Raw genomic sequence first — 20806 nt, 5'->3', positions numbered from 1 at the left:
GGTCCTTTTATCCAATAAGCATATTTATTTTCTGATCTTTTTTGCACAGATATTCCTGTTGGTTCTTTTACCACTTTATCATTCTCTAAATAGACAAAAGGAGGCATATTTAATGAAGCGGGAATCATGAATGAATAGTCAAAACCTACATCCAAAGCTCCTCTTTTTAAAGATTTACTATAATCTATTTGTTTAAAATCTACTTTATCTTCTATGCTTGATAAATGATCAAACTCTTGACTTCTATTTTTCATAGACCAATTCAAACCCAAATGCCATTTTCCAATATTGGCTGTATTATAGCCATTTTCTTGCAACATTGAAGCAACCGTTGTTCTATCTTTTTTAATCAACATTGGTGAATTTCCCCATGTTACAAACTGCTTTAAAGGTGTTCTCCAATTGTATCTACCTGTTAAAATTCCATATCTGGTAGGTGTACAAACAGATGAAGAGGTGTGGGCATCTGTAAACCGCATTCCCTCAGCAGCCAATTGGTCTAAATGAGGAGTCTGAATTTTACTGTTTTCATTGTAAACACTCAAATCTCCTATTCCTAAATCATCTGCTAATATGTATATAATATTAGGACTTTTATGAGTAGTTGTTTGACTTTCTGCATTTAATGAAAACGTTAAAAACAACGATACCCCTAAAATTAATTTAATATTCATGTATTTTTTATTAAGGTTTTTATGCTATAAATGGTTTGCTACAAATTCAATTATCTTCTATTTGGAAAGTTTAATTCTAAAGCCATTCACAATATTACCAGGTAATTCTTTTGGTAATGTTATTGTAAGTCCATCCTTAGAGCGATTCCATTCTATTTTTTCTTTACTGCCTAGTAATTCAACGCATTTAATTTCTTTATTTAAAACTCCTACTGTTCCCAAAGTTTTGATCACAATATTTTGTGTAGGTTTTGATAATACAAAGACATACAGATTTCCATCTTTGGTGGTAAAACGGATGTCTTCTTGAGAGTACTCTTGATGATTTTCTCCCTGACGTTTGTCTTTTACGACAACCGTACCTTCTCCAAATATTTTCCATGGACGTGATCCATAAACTCCTTCTCCATTTATTTTTAGAAAATCTCCAAAAGCTGTTAAATAACCTAGTTGTTTTTCTGGAATGGTTCCATCTCCTTTAAGAGCTACGTTTAACATTACAATTCCATTTTTACTAATAGCATCTACAGCATTGGCAACCATAACTGGTACGCTCATTTTATTAACAGCGTTTTTACGATAAAACCAGTTTCCAGATAAGTCTGTTGCCCACAACCAAGGTTCCGTTTTAATTTCTCCAGCCCCACCTCTTTCTAAATTATAAGTAAAAGCTTCTTTGTTTACCGTTTTATCTTTTAAAGAAAGAACCACCGTTTGTTTTCCTTTGTTTTCTTTTAAATCACGATTGATATAATCTGAGAACAATTTGACTCCTAACCCTTTTCCTGGTCCTACTTTAGGAAAAGGAGCATCATTGTTAAACATATCTGGATCGTATTTTTCTATAATTTCCCAACAGCGTTCATACCAATGCTCATTCCAACTATCTTGACTTGCATAGTTTTTAGCATCATAATCCATATTAAAAAGTTTCCATGCTAAAGTTCCTTTTTTTTGATATTTACGCGCTGTTCTCCACCAACCTGGTGACCAATACAAGTGTGTTGAAACCCCAAATTTCAACCCATGCTTTGTTGCTGCTGTTTTCCATTCACCAAGCACATCTCTGTGAGGTCCCATATCTACTGAATTCCATGGATGTGATGAGTCGTACAAGTCAAAATTATCATGATGTGTAGCTACAGGCATAATAAAACGAGCTCCATTTTCTTTTACAAAAGCAACCAAAGCATCCGGATCCCAATTCTCTCCTTTAAACAATGGGACTAGTTTTTCATATCCAAATTCTGAAGGTGCTCCATATCTTTCGGTATGCCATGCAGACAACACCTTTGCTTGTTCTTTTCCTCCTCCATACATGTTACGTCCATACCATGAGCCATCATTAGGACGATCATCATCTACAGCTGATGGAATTCCCCAATGAAACCAAACCCCTAACTTTCCATCTACCAACCATTCTGGAACTTCATAATTCTCAATCATTGATTCCCAATTAGGATCAATTTGTTTGGGTGACATTTTGTTTTCAGTTTGACCAAAAACAAAACAAGTAAAAAGTAATAGGGATACTTTAGTTAATTGCATTAAATTCATATCTGTTTATTAGAAATAGGGTGATTGATTTTATTGTTTGATTATTTTATAGTTTGCTGTTTTAGCATCTCTAATAACTCTAACTATATAAATTCCTGGAGTTAAATTTTCAGCATTTATAGTATGACTATTACTTGTTATTTCTTCTGTAATATGTAAAGAACCAAATACATTGTATACTTCAATTTTTGCTCCTTCTTGATTATCTATCTTAAATGTAGTTTCTACTGGATTTGGATAAATTTCCACGTTTGACGCTACTAGCTCTTGCTCTTCTACAGCCAATAGTGAATCATCAAAACATGCTGATAATGAAATTTCTTGGATTGATTTCCCCCCTCCATTATCATCTTGTCCATAAATACCTACATAATAACTTTTAGTAAGATCAAATCCTTCATCAATAACACCTGAAGCTTCTACAACTCCGTTAATTGAATAAGCCCACACACCGTTTTTTGTTACTTCTATAATTACTTCTGTTGATACACCTGTTGCAAACTCTATCACAGTTCCGGATTCATCTAAACTTATAGCAGACATTCCATTTGCAAAATTTAGTCCTCGTTTTTCTGGTTCTTGATCTTGTGTTAAATTCACCCCAATACTATAAACACCTGTATCTACTCTAAAAGGATTGAATCCAGCATAAGTTGCTACATCCGTATCGGAACGGATCAAACCAAATGAAAAGTTATGACCTCCTGTATCTTCTACATTTCCTGTTTTATACTTTATTTTTAACCTTAATCCTGAATCTGACTGAAACGATTCTTTAGAATATAATAGGGATCTATAATTAAAATTTCTACCCGTGTTTGCATACAAATATTCTGGAGTTTCATCTACCTCATTTGGAGTATTCCAATTTGCACCTCCGTTAATTGAGTTATTCTCCATTTCAAGAAACTGAGCATCAGTAACGTTAATTTGAACGGTTGTGTTTGCTGTGTTTGTACCATCTGTTAAAGCTAGCTCAACATTATTTTCACCAGAACACTCTACCACTCCACTTAATTCCCAAATATCTGTAGAAACCTCAATCAAAGAAAGCCATGATTCTTCATTTACAAGGCTAATTGTTAAATGGTCTCCATCAAAATCTTCAAAATCTGTACAACGATTTAAATCAAGAGTGAATTCTTTGTGCTTTGCTGCAGATACTTCAATAACATCCGATTTCCAAACTGGTGACCCATTACCTGGATTTACAACCATGCTATTTACTTCATTTACCTGTAGCTCTACTTTACGCTTTCCTATATTTCCTTCTGAATCGATAGCCTGAAGTTCAAACTCAAGTAAAACCGCAGAAGATTCCGAAGGTATTCCACTTAATATCCAATTTCCAGGAGTCAGAGGATCTTCACTAATATCTAACCAACTAGGTCCTTCTGCAACAATTGATAATTCAGTTATTTCATCATCTTCTGGATCCCAAAAATCCGTTCCCTCTACCAACACGTGGTAATAGGGCTTACATATGGTAGCTTCTGGTAAAACCGTATATGCTTTTGACCAGTTAGGGTTTTCAGGATTCTGCATTTTACTTAAATGATCGTCCAAAGCTTTTAACAAATCATATGCCCAAGGTCTCAATACAGTTTCTCCAGCAACCACATATGTTGATCCATCCCAAGTCATTGAACCACCAGCTTGTAGCGCTTCTAAATTCCATTGTAAAAAATCTGCTTCCTCCCAAGCTTGATTTGGTCCTGTAGTCCAAGCAGTGGTGCTTAATTTAGAATGAAAATTCCCTACTATTTTGTCATCCCAAGCCCAATTTCCACCATCATGCACATATCCATTGGTCTCCATCATACGAGATACATGTCTATAATTTAAATTAAACTGATTCCCATTTACTTTTTCTGCATGATTGTTATTTCCTCCAAAAGCATGACCAAAAGTAAAATCATCAAAATGTACTGCATGCGCAAAAGGATAACTGCCGTATCTTACTGTACTTCTACTGTTATTAAAAGCAATAGGAATATCAGGGTTTCCTGCGTGTACCGCATTTGCATATGCTTGATACAATCTCTGCTCTTCTAAAATACCACTAGTAGCATTATCTCCTCTACTTGAAATGTCACCTCCTGAATCAAAAATCCATTTATCAATATATTTTCCATAACGCAACGCATAATCTTTAAGAATATATTCTACATAACAAAACATGTATTTACGATCTGGATGTGCTTCAGAAGCATCTTCGTATTGTTGCGTAGTTCTATTCCATACACCTGTGTGAAATGGCTGGCTGTTGATGAAGTCTTGTACCTCTGGAGTTGTATCACAATACGTTTTCCAACGCTCAACCACAACATCGTATGATTCCGCTACATTCCCCATAAAATTCTGACAGTTCATGTAGGCCTGAAACTTAAATCCTTTCGATTTTATTTCTAGTATTCTTTCTAAGTAAGGATCGTATTCCGGTTCATCCAAACTTAAATCTCCCCATAATGGTACTACTAAGTTTATTGGGTCTCCATTCCCATCAACATCTCCTTGCCATAAGCTTTCTAATAATTTTTGAGGTGCTTTGTGAAATGGAGCTTGTGTTGCACCATGAGTAAATGAATAGCCCATTACATCTAAGGTTTTAAAATCTTTTACCTGCTCTACAACCAAACCTCCGTTCCATGTACCTCTTAAACCTTGAGCACGCTCACCATTTGCATATCCTTTTTCTAATTTAATAGACTGTATTGATTTACCATCCCCATTGTCATCTTGTCCATATACGGCAACATGATAACTCTTAGTCAAATCAATACCTTCAACTAACACTCCAGAATCTTCATAAACCCCATTAATACGGTAACACCAATAACCTCCTTTTGCTATTTCAATTGTAACTTTAACAAGTGTTCCTGCTTTAAATTGTGCTCTAGTACCAGACTCATCTAAATTGGTACGTTCTATAACATTTGTAAAATTTAATCCTCTTGCCGTTGTATCTTCATCAGTAGTTAGGTTTGCTCCAATACTGTATACAGAACTCTCTGCTTTAAATGGATTGAACCCTGTATATGTGGATAAATTTGTTTCATTGCTAATCAATCCAAAAGAAAAATTATGCGATTCATTATCTTCTATAGAACCTGTAGTATATTCAACAGTTAATTTAAATCCGTCTTCTGATTGGTATGCGTCTGTAGAATATACCAACGCTCTTTGAGACGAAATTGTTCCATTATTATTGTAAACAAAATCACCACTGGCACTCTTTGTCCAGGTTGCTCCTCCTTCTATTGAATTTACTAGGTAAGACGATGTTTCATCATAAAATATTTGTGCCTGTGCTACGTTAAAGAACAACAACAAATTAAAAAGGATTCCCATCTTCAACATAAAAGTTGAATAATCTTTGATTACTGATTTTTCATTCATTATAAAAAATTTATTTAGTTTAATAGTTAGTTGTGTGATTAGACTTTTCTAAGTTCTATTGTGATAGCCTTAGTGCTATCCATGACTATCATTAAAAATTCATTCATAGTAATAACTGCTCCTTTTAAATTCTTTGTTTTTATAGTTCTGGTTTTACAATGATATAGTTCTACCAGAAACAAACTACAACTACCATTACTAACAAAAAACCTATAAAAATATCAAAACCACAAAAACAAATTAGATTCAGTTAATTTTCAATAACAAAACAGCCATTATTCAGAATTTAATTCAACAACAAAGATTACCTGTATGTATTCTAAAGACTTGCTCCAATCTTTTTTTTTGTTTACTCTTACCATCGAGTTGATTTGAGCAACACATAAAACTCTAATAAACAGCACAGTAAAAACAAACCTTATCTCTATTCAATCATTTTGACAGAAAAAACAACAGAATTAAAAACTACTATTTTCTTATACTGTAACGATTTTAGAATTTTGTTTTTGATAAACTTAGAAACGTTTTCAAATAGAAAAAGACACTTATTTTTTTAAAATAAGTGTCTTTTTTAGACGTTAGAAATTCTTTGACACACTATAATTCTATCATTATTTTGATGTCTCTATAATTTTATTTTGACTCTTGCTACAATGACCTGAATAATTTTCTCAATATTAAAAAATAAGCGCAATGTGGTAATTAAAATACACCCCTAGAGCATGCAAAACAGAAATAATGATTTCACTCCTTTCTAGAAAATATACTTTATGTAAGAGACCTATTACATTCTTAAAAAATGATACAAAAAAAGATCCCTATTCTAACGAATAAAGATCTTTTTTACAATTACCAAATACTGCTTTATCAAGCAATATTTATATTTTTCAATCTATTTTTTAACCAAACCAACTTTAGATAAGTCTATAGGTTTAATACCCATTTCTATAGCTGGAGAACCAGGTTTAAATCTAAAATCTCCATGTTCAGGATCTACAAACATAGGATCCACAGATTTACTATTCAAATCTACCCCATCTTTTTGATTCTTTCTTATGAGTTCTTTTCCTTTATTTACATCTTCTGTACAGAAATAGATATTATGATCTGTATCTGCATCCATAGCTCTAGCCAACACACGTCCTCTTCTATCTTCAGAACTTCCTGCTTTTCCAGGAGGTAATTCGTCAATAAAAGTATCTGTTGCAGAAGAAGAATATAAAATATTATTCTTAATAGCTCCTCCAGTTAAAGGACCTTCACGCACTGATAAATAATAACCTCTTGGTGGTGCTATAATATTAGCAACAATATTATTCTCTACTCTATTGTCTAATTTTGTTAATATACCTTGAGAAGTACATTTGTAGATTATATTCTCTGTTATTAGAGTACCTGTTTGACCTCCATCTGTACGGAGTGCAGCTTGCATAATCATATCTGCTACCAAATGATGAATATAATTACGACGAATGATATTATTTCTACCTGCTCCACGAATATAAATTCCATTACCATCTCCTAATCTTTGCATAGCATGATGAATTTCATTGTTTTCTACAATATTATCATGCGTATGTAAATAAGGTAATACCTCATCAAGACTTACTCCCTTTGAAAATTCTGGCATTTCATCTCTACGAAGTGTACGAAGCAACTCTCTTCCATTTCCTTTTTTAGCAAAAAAGTCTGTCATACAACCCGATAAAATAAGTCCTGTATAATCTGTATGATGTATTAAATTATTGGCAATACGGTTTTCACCACTTTGCCAAACAAAAATCCCTGGTGAATGCCAATAAATCTGTCCTACATGATGAATGTTATTGTTGTAAACAGTATTCTTTTTATTTACATCTTTGGTACCTGGTCCATATCCACAAAGTAGAATTCCTCCACCTCCCATATGTTCTATGTGATTGCTTGCAATTGTATTTCCAATACCATGTAAATCTACACGAATAGCACCACTTCCACTATCTAAGAAATGACAGTCTTCAATTACACAATTTTCTGTACCTCTAAAACGAACCAATGCATTGTCTTTGTCATGCATATCCCAATCATGTTGTAAACCTGCATCGTCTGCTTTTAAAGTATATCTTTCCCCATGCTTAAAAGTTAATCCTTTAAAATGAAGGTTACGAACAGGAGTATCTTTAGATCCAGACTTTTTAATTTTTCCTTCTACACGAATCAACTCCATTAAAGTAGGTGCTACTACAGTAGATTCATTACGTGGCCAAAGATATACCTTACCTTCTTTGGTATTTAATGCCCATTCTCCTTTTTCATCTAAAACATCTACTACATTTTCTACCCAACAGTTTTCAGCTTTCGGTAAAAAGTGCTGTCTGTTCATTGCATAAGTAGCATCTAGAGATGTATTTGCTGTATTTGTACTCTCATTCACAGAAGATAATGGAAGCATATTTACAATCCATGCGTGATGAGGTCTTACTTTTATTTCCACATCTTTCACATTGTCCCAATCTTTTATAAATCCATCAGGATATTTCAATCGGTTTCTTCCATTCTTTTTCAACTCTGTTATAATCCCTTTAGACTGCGCACGAGGCAACATTCCTTCATCATCATAAAGTGTTAAAAACTTATCAGAAGTAGCAGCAACCCAAACATTTCCTTTGGCTTGTTCTGGCAAACCTGGAATTTCTGTTGTTACTTTTTCCCATCCTTTAATTTCTTTTCCTGAGCTAAACACTGGCTTTTCTTCTGGGTAAGCAGCATACGTAATCGTTCTATTTTCTTCACCAGAATCTTCTAATTCAAATACAACAGTATTACTTAATTTGTAAACACCGTCTCGAATTAAGACAACAATATCCGTTGACTTTTTCTTTTTTAAGTTACGTACTGCTTCTTTTGCTTGCTCTAGAGTTGCAAACGGACCATCAGTACCCTGTTGGTTTGGAGTGGCCAATGTACCCGACCAATCATCTGACCCCTTTGTAGATACATAAAAATCGGCTGTTGAATTTGATGTTGTTTGAGCTACAACATTAAAACATCCGATGATTAATGTTAAAAATATCATCCATTTTTGTTTCATCTTTATCTCTTTTTATTGAATTATTTAATACTTAATTATTTAGAACGTAAACCAATCTTAGACATATCAATGGGTTTAATTCCCATTTCTATAGCTGGAGAACCTGGTTTGAATCTGAAATCACCATTTTCAGGATCCACAAACATAGGATCTGCAGCTTTACTGCTTTTATCTACTCCTTGATTTTTTAACTCTTTCAATCTCTTTTCCGCAATACTATTATCGGCTTTACAATAATAAATATTATAGTCTGAATCAACATCTTTCATTCTTGCCGTTTCTCTCCCTCTGCTATCTTCTCCTACCAAACCTTTTCCTGGAGATGGCTCAGAAATAAAAGTACAATCATCCTTAGTTGAATAAAAAATATTGTGCTTATTACTTGCTCCATGTGACGGTCCTTCAACAAGTTTCATATAGATTCCACGAGGGGCAATTACATCAGCAATAATATTATTTTCAAATCGATTGTTTAACTTTAAAGTCATTCCTTGTGACTTACATTTATAGATAATGTTTTCTGAAATGATAGCGTCCATTTGACCACCATCTGTACGAATTCCACTTTGCTTACCTGTTTCTGCTACCAAATGATGTATATAATTATGACGTATGACATTTCCTTCTCCTGCACCTCTAATGTAAATTCCGTTTCCATCTCCTAGTTTTTGCATAGCATTGTGTATCTCATTGTTTTCAACTATGTTATAACGACTATGTAAATAAGGCTGAATGTCTTTGTGATCTAATTTCTTAGGTAGATTTTTTAATTCGTCCCAACGAAGTGCACGTTGTTGCTCACGACCATTTCCATGTTTAAAAAAACGAAGTATTCCCCCAGAAATAATCAATCCAGAATAATTGGTATGATGTATCAAATTATTTGCCACAAGATTGTGTCCACTTTGCCATAAAAAAATTCCTGGTGAATGCCAATAAATTTTTCCTACATGATGAATATTATTGTTGTAAACCGTATTGTTTTTATTTACATCTTTGGTACCAGGTCCATATCCACAAAGAAGAATTCCTCCTCCTCCCATTTGTTCTATATGGTTGTTGGTAATTTTGTTTTCTTTTCCATAAAGGTCTACACGAATAGCACCACTCCCGCTATCTAAGAAATGGCATTGGTCAATCACACAATTTTCCGCTCCTCTAAAACGAATTATGGCATTGTTTTTATCCAACATATTCCAATCGTGCTGTAAACCAACATCATTTTTTGTAAGTGTGTAGCGCTCGCCATGCTTAAAAGTTAACCCTCTAAAATGAAGATTACGAACAGGTACGTCTCCAGATTCTTTGTCATCTATTTTTCCTTCTACACGAATAAATTCTAATAAAGTAGGAGCTACTACTTCCGTTTTATTTCTTGGCCAAAGGTATACTTTGTTATCTTTTGTATTCAAAACCCATTCCCCTGGATTGTTTAATTCTTCTAACACATTCTCAACCCATATTCCTTTTTTACCAATACCATATGTTGCATCTATAGCCGTAAATGCTGTATTTGTTTTTTCATTAACCGAAGCTAGAGGTAATACATTCATCATCCAATCACGAGTTGGACGAACTAAAATTTCTACATCTTGTACATTAGACCAATTTTTTAATTTGCCTTTAGGGAATTGAAACTTATTCTTTTTACCTCCTTTTAGAGCATTAAAAGCGTTAGATTGTGTACGCGGCAACATTCCTTCTGCATCATAAAGTGTTAGGAATTTATCAGAAGTAGTAGCAACCCATACATTTCCTTTTGCTTTTTCAGACAAACCAGATAGTTCTGTCGTTACTTTTTCCCATCCTGTAATTTCTTTCCCAGAACTGAATACAGGTATTTCACCAGGATAAGCCTCGTAGGTGATGCTCATATTATCTTTTCCAGAATCTTTCAAATCAAAAACTACGGTTTCTCTTAATTGATAAACTCCTTCACGGATTAGCACAACAATATCTGATGATTTCTTTTTTTTCAAATTGCGCACTTCATCTTTGGCATGCTCTAATGTTGCAAATGGACCATCGGTACCTTGTTCGTTCGGATTTGCCAACATACCAGACCAATCATCTGAACCTTGTGTAGATATAAAAAAATCTGCCTGTGGTTTTGGTTCCACAGTTTGAGCAACCCCGCTAAAACCCCCAATCATTAGTATCAAAACTACAATCAATTGCTTTTTCATTCTTTTCGTAATTTTAAACTGTATTTTATAAAATTATTCATCCACAACAACAGATTAAATTATTATTAATTCAACCAACAACCTAAATTATTATGAATTTGATTTTAACAGCAATTACAAATATGCAACCACATTACAGTAAACAGGTTACTCCTGTCGCGCTTTTTATTACCGAATTCAATCAGATTGATTTGAGTAACCTAAACTATCTGTTTATAAAGGAATTAAGCACCTAGGTTACCCAAATCAACCATGTATTTTATATATCATTTAAATAAGAACAACTTATTTATTGCCTTCTTATCCTATAAAATATTTTATAAATACTGATAAATTTAAAGTCACCTTTATCGCAATATGATGTGTATTGCTCCAATTTTCTAAAACAAGTAGTATGCTTCTAGTATCTTTACTACCTAATTTAATCTTTGGTAGTCATACTCCCCCACCAATCAGTATTCGGTTGGAATTTATCTGATAACATTTGTTTTCTCTGCTTTTCTAAAGACGGCATTTTTTTGTATTCCGTTTTGTGTAACAATTCCCTTTCCTTAACTTCAGAATAATTTGGATCAGGTGTTGGATATTTTGCCTCAACTTCTGTTAAATACTCAAACAATTCCTTGTTTAATTCCCTTACTTTTTCTGGATATTTCGCTACTAAATCTCTGGTTTCACTAATATCTTTAGTCAAGTTGTACAACTCTTTTCTACCATCTTCATAATAGTGAATCAATTTCCAATCTCCTTTACGAATGATAGAAGAAGGCTCTCCTCCTTGATTTCCATAATGAGGAAAATGCCATATTAAAGGACGTTCTTTAATAGACTTTCCTTTAAACAAGGGTAACAAACTTACACCATCATTATGTTCTTCTGGCAATTGTTTGGCACCAGCTAGTTCTAAAAATGTTGGATAAAAATCGGCTCCCGATACTGGAACATCAATTTTACTTCCTTTTTTAGAAACACCTGGTATTTTAATAATATAAGGTTCCCTAATTCCTCCTTCAAACTGATATCCTTTTCCTGCACGTAAAGGTTTGTTACTCGTAGAAAAATTATCCCCCGCAGCAACTCCTCCATTATCAGAAGTAAAGACCACAACCGTGTTTTTATCTAGACCTAAAGCATCTAATGCAGAAAGCACCTCACCTACAGCATCGTCCATTTGTTCAATCAACCCTGCATAAATTGGATTGTCTTGTACTTGTCGTATTGGCATGTATTTATCCATACTATACCCTTTTTCAGCAATTCCTTGTGCAATTGCTTTGTTTCTATACTTTGTCCATTTTTCTTTTGAAGTTTGAATAGGAGCATGTACCGCATAAAAAGAAAGATAGGCTAAAAAGGGGGTACCTGTTTTATTAGGATCGTTTTCCTCTATAAACTTTACGGTTTCTTTTGCCAAACGATGTGATAAATTTTCTCCGTCTTTTCCGTCTTCTAACTTTGGATTTTTATAAGGTGAGAAATATCCTCCTTGAGGACCTCCTTTTGTAAAACCTCCTTTATTAATATCAAACCCATGGTCTTCTGGCCAAGATCCTTTATCTCCTAAATGCCATTTTCCTGCAAAAAACGTTTTATACCCTGCAGCCTTTAAAGCTTCTGGCATGGTAACATAATCTGTAGGTAATTGATGTGTATATGCTGCTGGTAACATCTTAGAAAATCTATTTCTCTTTCTCCATGCTTCTCCAGAAGGAGACCCTATGTGAACTGTAATATTGTGTCTTGCTGTAAATTTCCCTGTCATAATACTTGCTCTTGACGGACTACACACACGGCTATTAGCATACCCATTGGTAAATACTGTACCTTCTTCTGCAATTTTATCAATATTAGGGGTTTCATAAAATGTACTCCCTGAAACACTCAAATCTGCATATCCCAAATCATCGGCTAAAATGAAAAGAATATTAGGTTGATTCTCTTTTTTTTGAGCCATCATAGTTGTAATGCACATTAAAAAAACTCCTTTAAATAAAATATTTAACTTATTCATTTTTTAATTTTATTTGGTTTCAGATATTTTAAAAACAGCACTTTCTAAAGGTCTTCTTAAATCAACCCATATACCTCTGTTCATTAAAATCTCTCCTGATATTAATTGATGATTAAAACTTATATGTGATTTCTTACTGTCCGTATTTATTTCTTCCACTTCGTAAATTAAAGACGGATCTAAACCTTGCATCTTTACAAAATTTCTTTCGTATCTACGATGATGTTCATGACTATACACCATTAACAATGCTTCTTTTTTAGATGGAGCAACATAATTGATGGCTGCATAACCATCCTCATCATAAGGAGAAAGTAAACGATACAAATCTCCAAACTGAACAATTGGTCGAATGTCTTTGTACAAAGCAATTGCCTTTTTTGCAAATTTCACTTCTTTTTCATCCAAATCATCTGGACGTAATTCTATTCCTAAACGACCAGCCATCGCCACATCAAATCTAAATTTTAAAGAGGTTTCTCTATGCGTTTGATGATTCGGAGATTTAGTTACATGCGCTGCAGTTGCTATGGGTGGATAAAAATGATTGGTTCCCCATTGAATAAACAAACGCTCGTACGGATCGGTATCATCACTTGCCCAAAACTCATGTGTGTGTTTCATAGAACTAAAATCTACACGGCCTCCTCCTGAAGCACAAGCCTGAAAAATAGTGGATGGGTATTTTTTCTCCAAACGTTTTAACACATTTTCTAAGCCACGAGTGTAATTTATAAAAAGGTGAGATTGTTTTTTTTCTGATAAATAGGTAGAACCAAAATTCTGTACATGTCTATTGGCATCCCATTTTACATAAGCTATTTTAGGATGCGTAGTTAAAAGACGATCTACCACATTGAACACAAAATCTTGCACTTTAGGGTTTGATAAATCTAATAATAGTTGATTGCGTTCTAACAACATTTTTCTATCATTCTGTCTTTGCACTATCCAGTCTGGGTGTTTTTCAGCCAACTCACTTTTAGGATTTACCATTTCTGGCTCTACCCAAATCCCAAAACGCATGCCCTTATATGCTGTATAATCGATTAAATCGTCTAAACCTTTGGGTAATTTTTTTTGATTTACTTGCCAGTCACCCAAACCAGCCTTTGCATTGTTTCTTGGATATTTATTTCCAAACCATCCATCATCTAACACAAAAACCTCAACCCCCATTTCTGCAGCTCCATCCATCATGTTCTTTAACTTGTCTGCATCAAACTTGAAATAAGCTCCTTCCCAACTATTTAACACAATAGGTCTTAACTCATTCCCTGCTCTTAAGTTATATTTTTTAGCCCAACGATGTAAGTTGATAGAGGCTTTGTTTTTTCCTTCATCACTATAAGTTAAAATCATTCTAGGAGTTTCAAAATTTTCTCCAGAAGCAAGGTGATATGTAGAAGCAAAAGAATTGATTCCCGAAATCATTTGGCATCTTGCCTTGTCATCTACCTGAAATGCTAATCTAAAATTTCCAGACCAAGCCAAAGCCCCTGCAATTACCTCTCCATGACTTTCTTTGGCAGCTCCATTTAAAGACAACATAAACGTTGGGTTTTCATATTCAGTTGTTCTTACCCCTCTTTTGGTCTCAATGATTTTAATACCGTTGGTTAAACGTTCTTCAGAAATCATCATTTCTTTAGAATGACTTCCATAAAAATGTGACAAATAATAATCTGTTGCCTTAAATCCAATAGCAGAAGATGCAAATTGAGACAAACTTATTTCTTTCTTTTCTTTGTTATGAACAACTATCCATTGCTCTATGACATTTTCATGAGCATAAGCCTTAAAATGTAAATCAACATACAATTCTTTTTTATCATCTTTTAAATGAATAACAGTCTTTTGTATATTGTCTTCTTTTTCTTGTTGATGAGATTTATAAAACAAATCCGTAGCCATGGTTCCATCATCATGAGTGGCTATTAAAGCTACCTCATCATTGTTTCCATTTCCAAAACTAGGATAAGCCTCATTAAACACCACGGCCATATCTTCTAGGCCTTGAGTGTTTTTTATCAACTTTCCATAATGCGATTGCATTACTTTTTTTTGTTTGGTTACCTGAAAAATTAATGAATTTTCTTGAGTACTAATATGAATTAGTTGAGCAAACAAGTGGTTTTGTATGAAAACACAACCTAGAAAAAGAATGAATATTTTTTTCATTGATTAGATTATTTAGCCTTTAAAACCACATCATCCCAATAACCTACACCGTTAAAATCATCAGAAGTAATACAACGTAATTGTACGGTTTTAACATTCCCACTATTAAAAACTCCTTTATAGGTTACCCATTCATCCGTTTTACTAGTAGCATTTAACTCAAACTTACAAGTATTATCAAAACTCCCATTGGTATCAAAAATAACTTTTCCTTTGGTACCTGATTTTATTTTAAGCTGAACACTTAATTCATATTGAGTGTTTGGAGCAATGTCTATTTTTTGAACTAAAGATTTTGGTTTTCCTTTTCCTTCGTATTTTAATGAATAATATCCTTTTGCTGTTTCATCTCTGAATTGAACAAATGGCTTAGGTCTTTTGTTAAACCAGTGTTTTACTTGACCTTGTGTCGTCAATTCAAAAGAAGGATTTTTCACTAAATTGTCAACTGGAAATTTCGTGATTTTTAAAGAAGTAATTATATTATCAGCTCCTATAACATTTAAATCAATTCTATTTTCTTCAAACCTCCATGATTTCCCTTTGAAATTATCATGTTCAAAACCCTCTACTACATAACCTTGAGGTACTTCAATGGATGAAATTTCATCTGAAAATATCCCTGATTTTTTCAACTCTGTTTGTGTATAATTCCCTAAAGCTAAAGTTCCCATCATTCCGTTAAAATTCACATCCTTATGAAAAGTAGGCAAATCAACCCCTAAAGTTTGCTTTACCATTTGAATAGTTCCATCTTCATTAAAATAAATAGGATCAAAACAAACAGATCTATTAGGTCCTATTCCTCCAGATAAATTTCCATTGTGATAAAAAACATACCATTGCCCTTCAAACTCTACCAAAGAACCATGCATGGTAATTACATCGGTATGATCCATAAACACTCCTTTAAATTCCCAAGGACCTAAAGGATTTTTACTCATAGCATAGCCCATTTTGTTTGTTTTTGGAAAGTGATCTGGATATATTAAATAGTACATGCCTTTACGTTTTACCACAAATGGACCCTCTCTATGACCTGTAGCACCAATTTGCTCGGTCATTTCTCCATCCACCTCCATCATATTATCATTTAATTTTGCTGCATAAGCTTTGGTATTTTTTACCGCATAAAGATAAGCTTGTCCATCATCATCTACAAAAACACATGGATCACAAAAAGCATTCCCCCCTTTAACATAACCTTGTAATTTAAAATCAGAAGCAGGTTTTTTACTGGTAGCTATTCCTATTTCCCATACTCCTTTTTTATTTTTATGTGGAAAATAATAATAGTATGTTCCATTTTTATAAGCACAATCTGGTGCCCACATAAATCCTCCTTTTTGAATTCCCCAACTTACATCTCTTGAATGAAGAATTTCACCATGGTCTTTCCATGTAATCATATCATCCGTAGAAAACACATGATATCCATCCATCGTTTTATAGCCTTTAGCAGGTGCATTATCTGTTGAAGGATATACATACAAACGACCATCATTCCACACATGTGCTGATGGATCTGCCGTGAACATATGGCTTATAATAGGATTAGAGCGACGGTTTTGAGCATTCATTTGGAATACCACTATTAAAACTGTTACGAATATTTTTATTTTCATGATTGATTTTAGTTTTATACTTAGAAAAGATATTACAAAGAAATTTTTAGCTCCATCTCTTTTTGTTCTCTCACAATTTTTAAAGTAACTTCTAAATCTTTTATTCTTTTCATGATTCTTAAAAACTGTTTTGGATTCATTACTTTTTTTCCATTTACAGTTAAAATTAAATCTCCTTCTAAAAGTTTTAATTTGGCTACTTTAGAATTTTTAGGTACTGTTATTAAAGCAATACCTCCATCTTCTTTAGAAACTCCATAGGCTGAAAATTCCATACCTGACAAACCACTAATAGTAGCTCCTAACCAAACTGGCTTCCCTATTTTTTTTGATTTCCCTTTACTCTTAAGTGCTTCAGAAACTCCTAAAGCAGGAATAACTGGTGTTCTTGCTATTGCTTTTAAAACTGGTTTTTTAACTCCAAATTGATCCATCGGGAAATTTTTAAACCCAATACTAAATGCTGGAGAACCTTCTTTTACTCTAAAGTCTCCATTTGCAGGATCTATAAATTCTGGGTCTGCTACAATGGAATGTTCATCCCATCCAAACATTTGAGTAAGCTCTGAACCAAAAATAAGATTGCTATCTACTAACTTTCCTGGATTCTTTTCTGTAGGTACTTTTACCCCTTGATATTTAAACATAAAAATATTAGAAAACACTTCATCTCTACTATTTTCATACCATACATGAGGGTGAAAGGTATTGTTTACCGTGATGTTATTCCAAGCACGTCTTCGGTATCCTTCACGAAGTTTTAAACCACCCGCCAACATTAAATTGTTATAAATATCATAGTTGGTAGAACCATCGTCCAAATCAATATCCCAACCATGATCACAACGCCAGCGACTGTTTCTAATAATGGTCGTTTTCATTGCATCCGCAAAAGGTAGTTCTGGATATTTTTCTAAATCTAAATTCTTCAATCTCCAATAACGATCTCTTCCCCAAGAATTAAAAGAACCATGATCATGAGTTTCCAACACAGTATTAAATACATCACAACGCTCAATTAAATGTCCTCCAAAAGCTCCGTCACCAATATTAATTCCTGAACGAGCACAATCGTAAATAGAACAATCTCTAACAGTAATTTCCATTGCCATTTCAATTTGTACCCCAGCAGGTTGACGTTCCACTGTACCAACATTATGAATTAAACAATCTTCTACCGTACCTAACGCAGGATAATTTTCTGTTTTAGGTCCAGGTGTCATGTCTATTTTTAATAGATCATTTTTCTGATTGTATTCAAACAATGGATCTCGTAATGCATTGGGATCACCCACAAAACAAACTCCACTTGCTCCAGTATGATGAATATAATTTCCTTTGATCAAGGTATTACGGTTGTACGTATTTACAAAAATGGCATTCCCTCCTACTTGATCAAATTCACAATCTAGAATCTGAACATTTTCAGTTCCTGTTAACATAAAAGCACCTCCTCTAAAAATGGTCCAATCAGAACGTACCATAGGCTCCTTGGTTTCCATAAATGTTCTAGCAGCATGTTTTACCACAAACCCTTGCAACGTAATATGCGTTACAGGATGTTTTAAGCTTCCTTGAAAATCTACTAATTGTTTTAATCTTACCACCTCCACTTTGGCTGTTTTTAAATCTGTAGAAGTCTCAGGCTTGTAGTATAAAGTTTGTGTATTTTGATTATGAAACCATTCACCGGGGGCATCTAATTCTTCAAAAATATTTTCAACCATGCGGTAATCCCTATGCATTCCCATTTGGCGGTTATTTTGCCATCCTCCTTCATAAGTAACTTCTCCATTTTTATCTTTTCCTGTGATGATATAGTGATAACCACCCCATTCTTTAGCATGCATGGCATGTATGTATCCGTCTTTTGGATTTTCCCACCCAGCAGCGCGTTCTTTTGAAAAAGCATCAGCTGCATATCCTTGGTAGGCATCTGTTTTTTTAGTAGCATCGTAATTAGGATAACGTGCCATATGTTGATTTAACCCATTAACAAAAACCTGATCTATGGACATTCCTTTTGGTGTTTTTGCTTTGTAAACACCATTTTGATAGGGTTTCCAGTCAAGATTTAACACCTTACCTCCACTTAATACAGCTTTTCCTTCATTTTGGGCACGATATGTAATTGGGTATTTTTCTGATCCCGAGTCATCTGGTGTAAAAACAATCGTTTCTGGTAAATAATAAACCCCATCTGCAAAATAAATAGTAACAGACTCTTTACCTAAGCATTTACGTGCTTTTTGTTGTGCAGCTGCAAAAGTTGCTAGAGGATCTTTTACTGTTCCTCTATTTGCATCAGAACCTTTAGGACTTACGTAAATATCTAGAGCATGTGCTGTAGATAAAACGCCACCCAATATAAAACAGAAAACAATTAATACGTACTTTTTCATAAATGTTATCTATTTCTAGTTATTTGTATTCGCAGGAGCCCAATTAGGAATCCCCTGTTCTTTTAATTGCTTGTTATAACGTTTTGCAAAAGGCTGATCTTCTGGAGCTACTTTAGGCAAACCTTCATTTACCATTAAAGGTTTTACATTTTCCCACCACAGATCGTAAGATTTTTGCAATGAAGCAATCACCTCAGGATGTTCTGACGCTATATTATTCTTTTCAGAAGGATCTAAAGAAATATCAAACAATTCTTTGTTATTATCAAAACGCCATTGTTGTGTTCTAACCGCTGATTTTGAGAATTTAGATTCCTCTCTTTTTCCTGCTGCCCAACGTCCACAGTGAATAAACAATTCACGATCTGCCCATTCTGCCTTAGGGTTTTCTAAAAGTGACACCAAAGATTTCCCACTTAACTTTTGCATTTTTTTAGGTAGTGTCACTCCCGCTAACTCACAAAATGTTTGGTACATGTCTATATGAGCTGTCAACCCATCCACATCAGATCCTTCTTTAAATTTCCCTTTCCAATACCAAAAAGCAGGTACATGTGTTCCTCCTTCAAAAGGAGAATTCTTTCCTCCTCTTAAATTTGCGTTAAAATGAGTTACTGACTTTCCATTTAAACTACCTTTTAAATGTGTAGCTCCATTGTCTGTCATAAAAATAACAATGGTATTATCCAAGGCATCCCATGCTTCTAATTTTTGCATTAACTCACCAAAGTTATCATCTATATTTTCAATCATCCCATAACGTCCTGCAGTACCTTGATCATATCCTAATTCTAAAAAGCGCTTTTTATATTTTTCAGGAGCCACTAAGGGTGCATGTGGTGCGTTTAATGCAACATACGCAAAATAAGGTTGTTTCTCTTCTTCTTGTTTTTGTATCCAGCTTTCTGCTGCATCAAAAAACACATCCGTACAGAATCCTTTGGTTTGAACTACCGTGTTATTATGAAGCAATACATTATCAAAATACAAATTGTTTTCATTCGCTGGAAAATCACCATATCTGGTTTGTCCAATTCCTCCTGCACCATGCATTAAGACCTCATCAAAACCTCTATTAATAGGTAAGTATTCTTCTTCATCTCCTAAATGCCATTTCCCAAAGAGTCCTGTTTTATACCCCGCCGATTGCAAAGCTTGTGGCATGGTAAACACATCTAAAGACATACGTTCTCGTTGCATAATGGTATGTGTAACTCCCACCTCAAAAGGTCGAGCTCCACTCATTAATGCTGAACGTGTAGGAGCACATGTTGGACTTACCTGAAAATCTGTAAATCGGGTAGATTTCCCATAAAACTCATCAATATGAGGGGTTTTTAATACTTGATTTCCCATACAAGCCAAATCTCCCATTCCTTGGTCATCTGTCATGACCAAAATAATGTTAGGCTTGGTGTTTTTAAGAGATTTGTTTTGACTTACTCCTGAACAAGCCACGAGTAATAATAGTATTACACTTTGTAAGTATTTGATTGGTTTCATTTTGAACTATTTTATTTTATATTTTTTTTCTTTAAACTATTGTAATGCAAAATTAGCCTGTACCCAAGGAAAATCAATCTTATCATTTTGTTGGACTTTTCCAGGTGTACTCCTTCCCTCATTAATTTGTTTGATTAACAATTGCTTTAGTTCTTTTACTTTCTCAGGATGAGATTCCGCTACATTGATATGCTCTCC

General features: G+C 34.0%; 10 protein-coding genes. All 10 read right to left on the bottom strand.

The genetic code is table 11. The features are described 5' to 3' along the window. The coding region (locus Q4548_RS15805) for a sulfatase-like hydrolase/transferase (protein ID WP_303456740.1) at nucleotides 1–674 on the bottom strand (674 nt) is incomplete at its 3' end. A 57-nt stretch (nucleotides 675–731) separates the two neighbouring features. Further along, nucleotides 732–2156, bottom strand: a complete 1425-nt coding sequence (locus tag Q4548_RS15800) for an alpha-L-fucosidase (protein ID WP_336622745.1) — start codon at nucleotides 2154–2156, stop codon at nucleotides 732–734. A 105-nt stretch (nucleotides 2157–2261) separates the two neighbouring features. Further along, nucleotides 2262–5630: a T9SS type A sorting domain-containing protein gene (locus tag Q4548_RS15795; protein WP_303456737.1), complete on the bottom strand. Its 3369-nt coding sequence runs from the start codon at nucleotides 5628–5630 to the stop codon at nucleotides 2262–2264. A gap of 892 nt (nucleotides 5631–6522) precedes the next feature. Further along, nucleotides 6523–8700 (bottom strand): right-handed parallel beta-helix repeat-containing protein, encoded by a 2178-nt coding sequence (locus Q4548_RS15790; protein ID WP_303456735.1) that lies wholly within the window; start codon nucleotides 8698–8700, stop codon nucleotides 6523–6525. A 35-nt stretch (nucleotides 8701–8735) separates the two neighbouring features. After that, nucleotides 8736–10886 (bottom strand): right-handed parallel beta-helix repeat-containing protein, encoded by a 2151-nt coding sequence (locus tag Q4548_RS15785; RefSeq protein WP_303456733.1) that lies wholly within the window; start codon nucleotides 10884–10886, stop codon nucleotides 8736–8738. 421 nt (nucleotides 10887–11307) lie between these two features. After that, nucleotides 11308–12897, bottom strand: a complete 1590-nt coding sequence (locus Q4548_RS15780; RefSeq protein WP_303456730.1) for a sulfatase — start codon at nucleotides 12895–12897, stop codon at nucleotides 11308–11310. 9 nt (nucleotides 12898–12906) lie between these two features. Further along, a complete protein-coding gene (locus Q4548_RS15775) occupies nucleotides 12907–15078 on the bottom strand; it encodes an alpha-galactosidase (RefSeq protein WP_303456727.1) in 2172 nt (723 codons plus the stop codon). Between the two features lie 8 nt (nucleotides 15079–15086). Beyond that, the gene (locus Q4548_RS15770) at nucleotides 15087–16703 is read right to left on the bottom strand and encodes a family 43 glycosylhydrolase (protein ID WP_303456724.1); all 1617 of its coding nucleotides are present in this window, start codon (nucleotides 16701–16703) and stop codon (nucleotides 15087–15089) included. A gap of 32 nt (nucleotides 16704–16735) precedes the next feature. Further along, a complete protein-coding gene (locus tag Q4548_RS15765; protein WP_303456721.1) occupies nucleotides 16736–19105 on the bottom strand; it encodes a right-handed parallel beta-helix repeat-containing protein in 2370 nt (789 codons plus the stop codon). Nucleotides 19106–19120: 15 nt separating this feature from the next. Then, nucleotides 19121–20608 (bottom strand): arylsulfatase, encoded by a 1488-nt coding sequence (locus Q4548_RS15760; protein ID WP_303456718.1) that lies wholly within the window; start codon nucleotides 20606–20608, stop codon nucleotides 19121–19123. Nucleotides 20609–20806: the final 198 nt, after the last annotated feature.

Source organism: Wenyingzhuangia sp. 2_MG-2023 (genome assembly GCF_030548295.1).
Classification (GTDB): Bacteria; Bacteroidota; Bacteroidia; order Flavobacteriales; family Flavobacteriaceae; genus Wenyingzhuangia.
The sequence above is the reverse complement of the archived record's forward strand: the minus strand, read 5'-3'. Positions and strand labels throughout refer to the sequence as shown.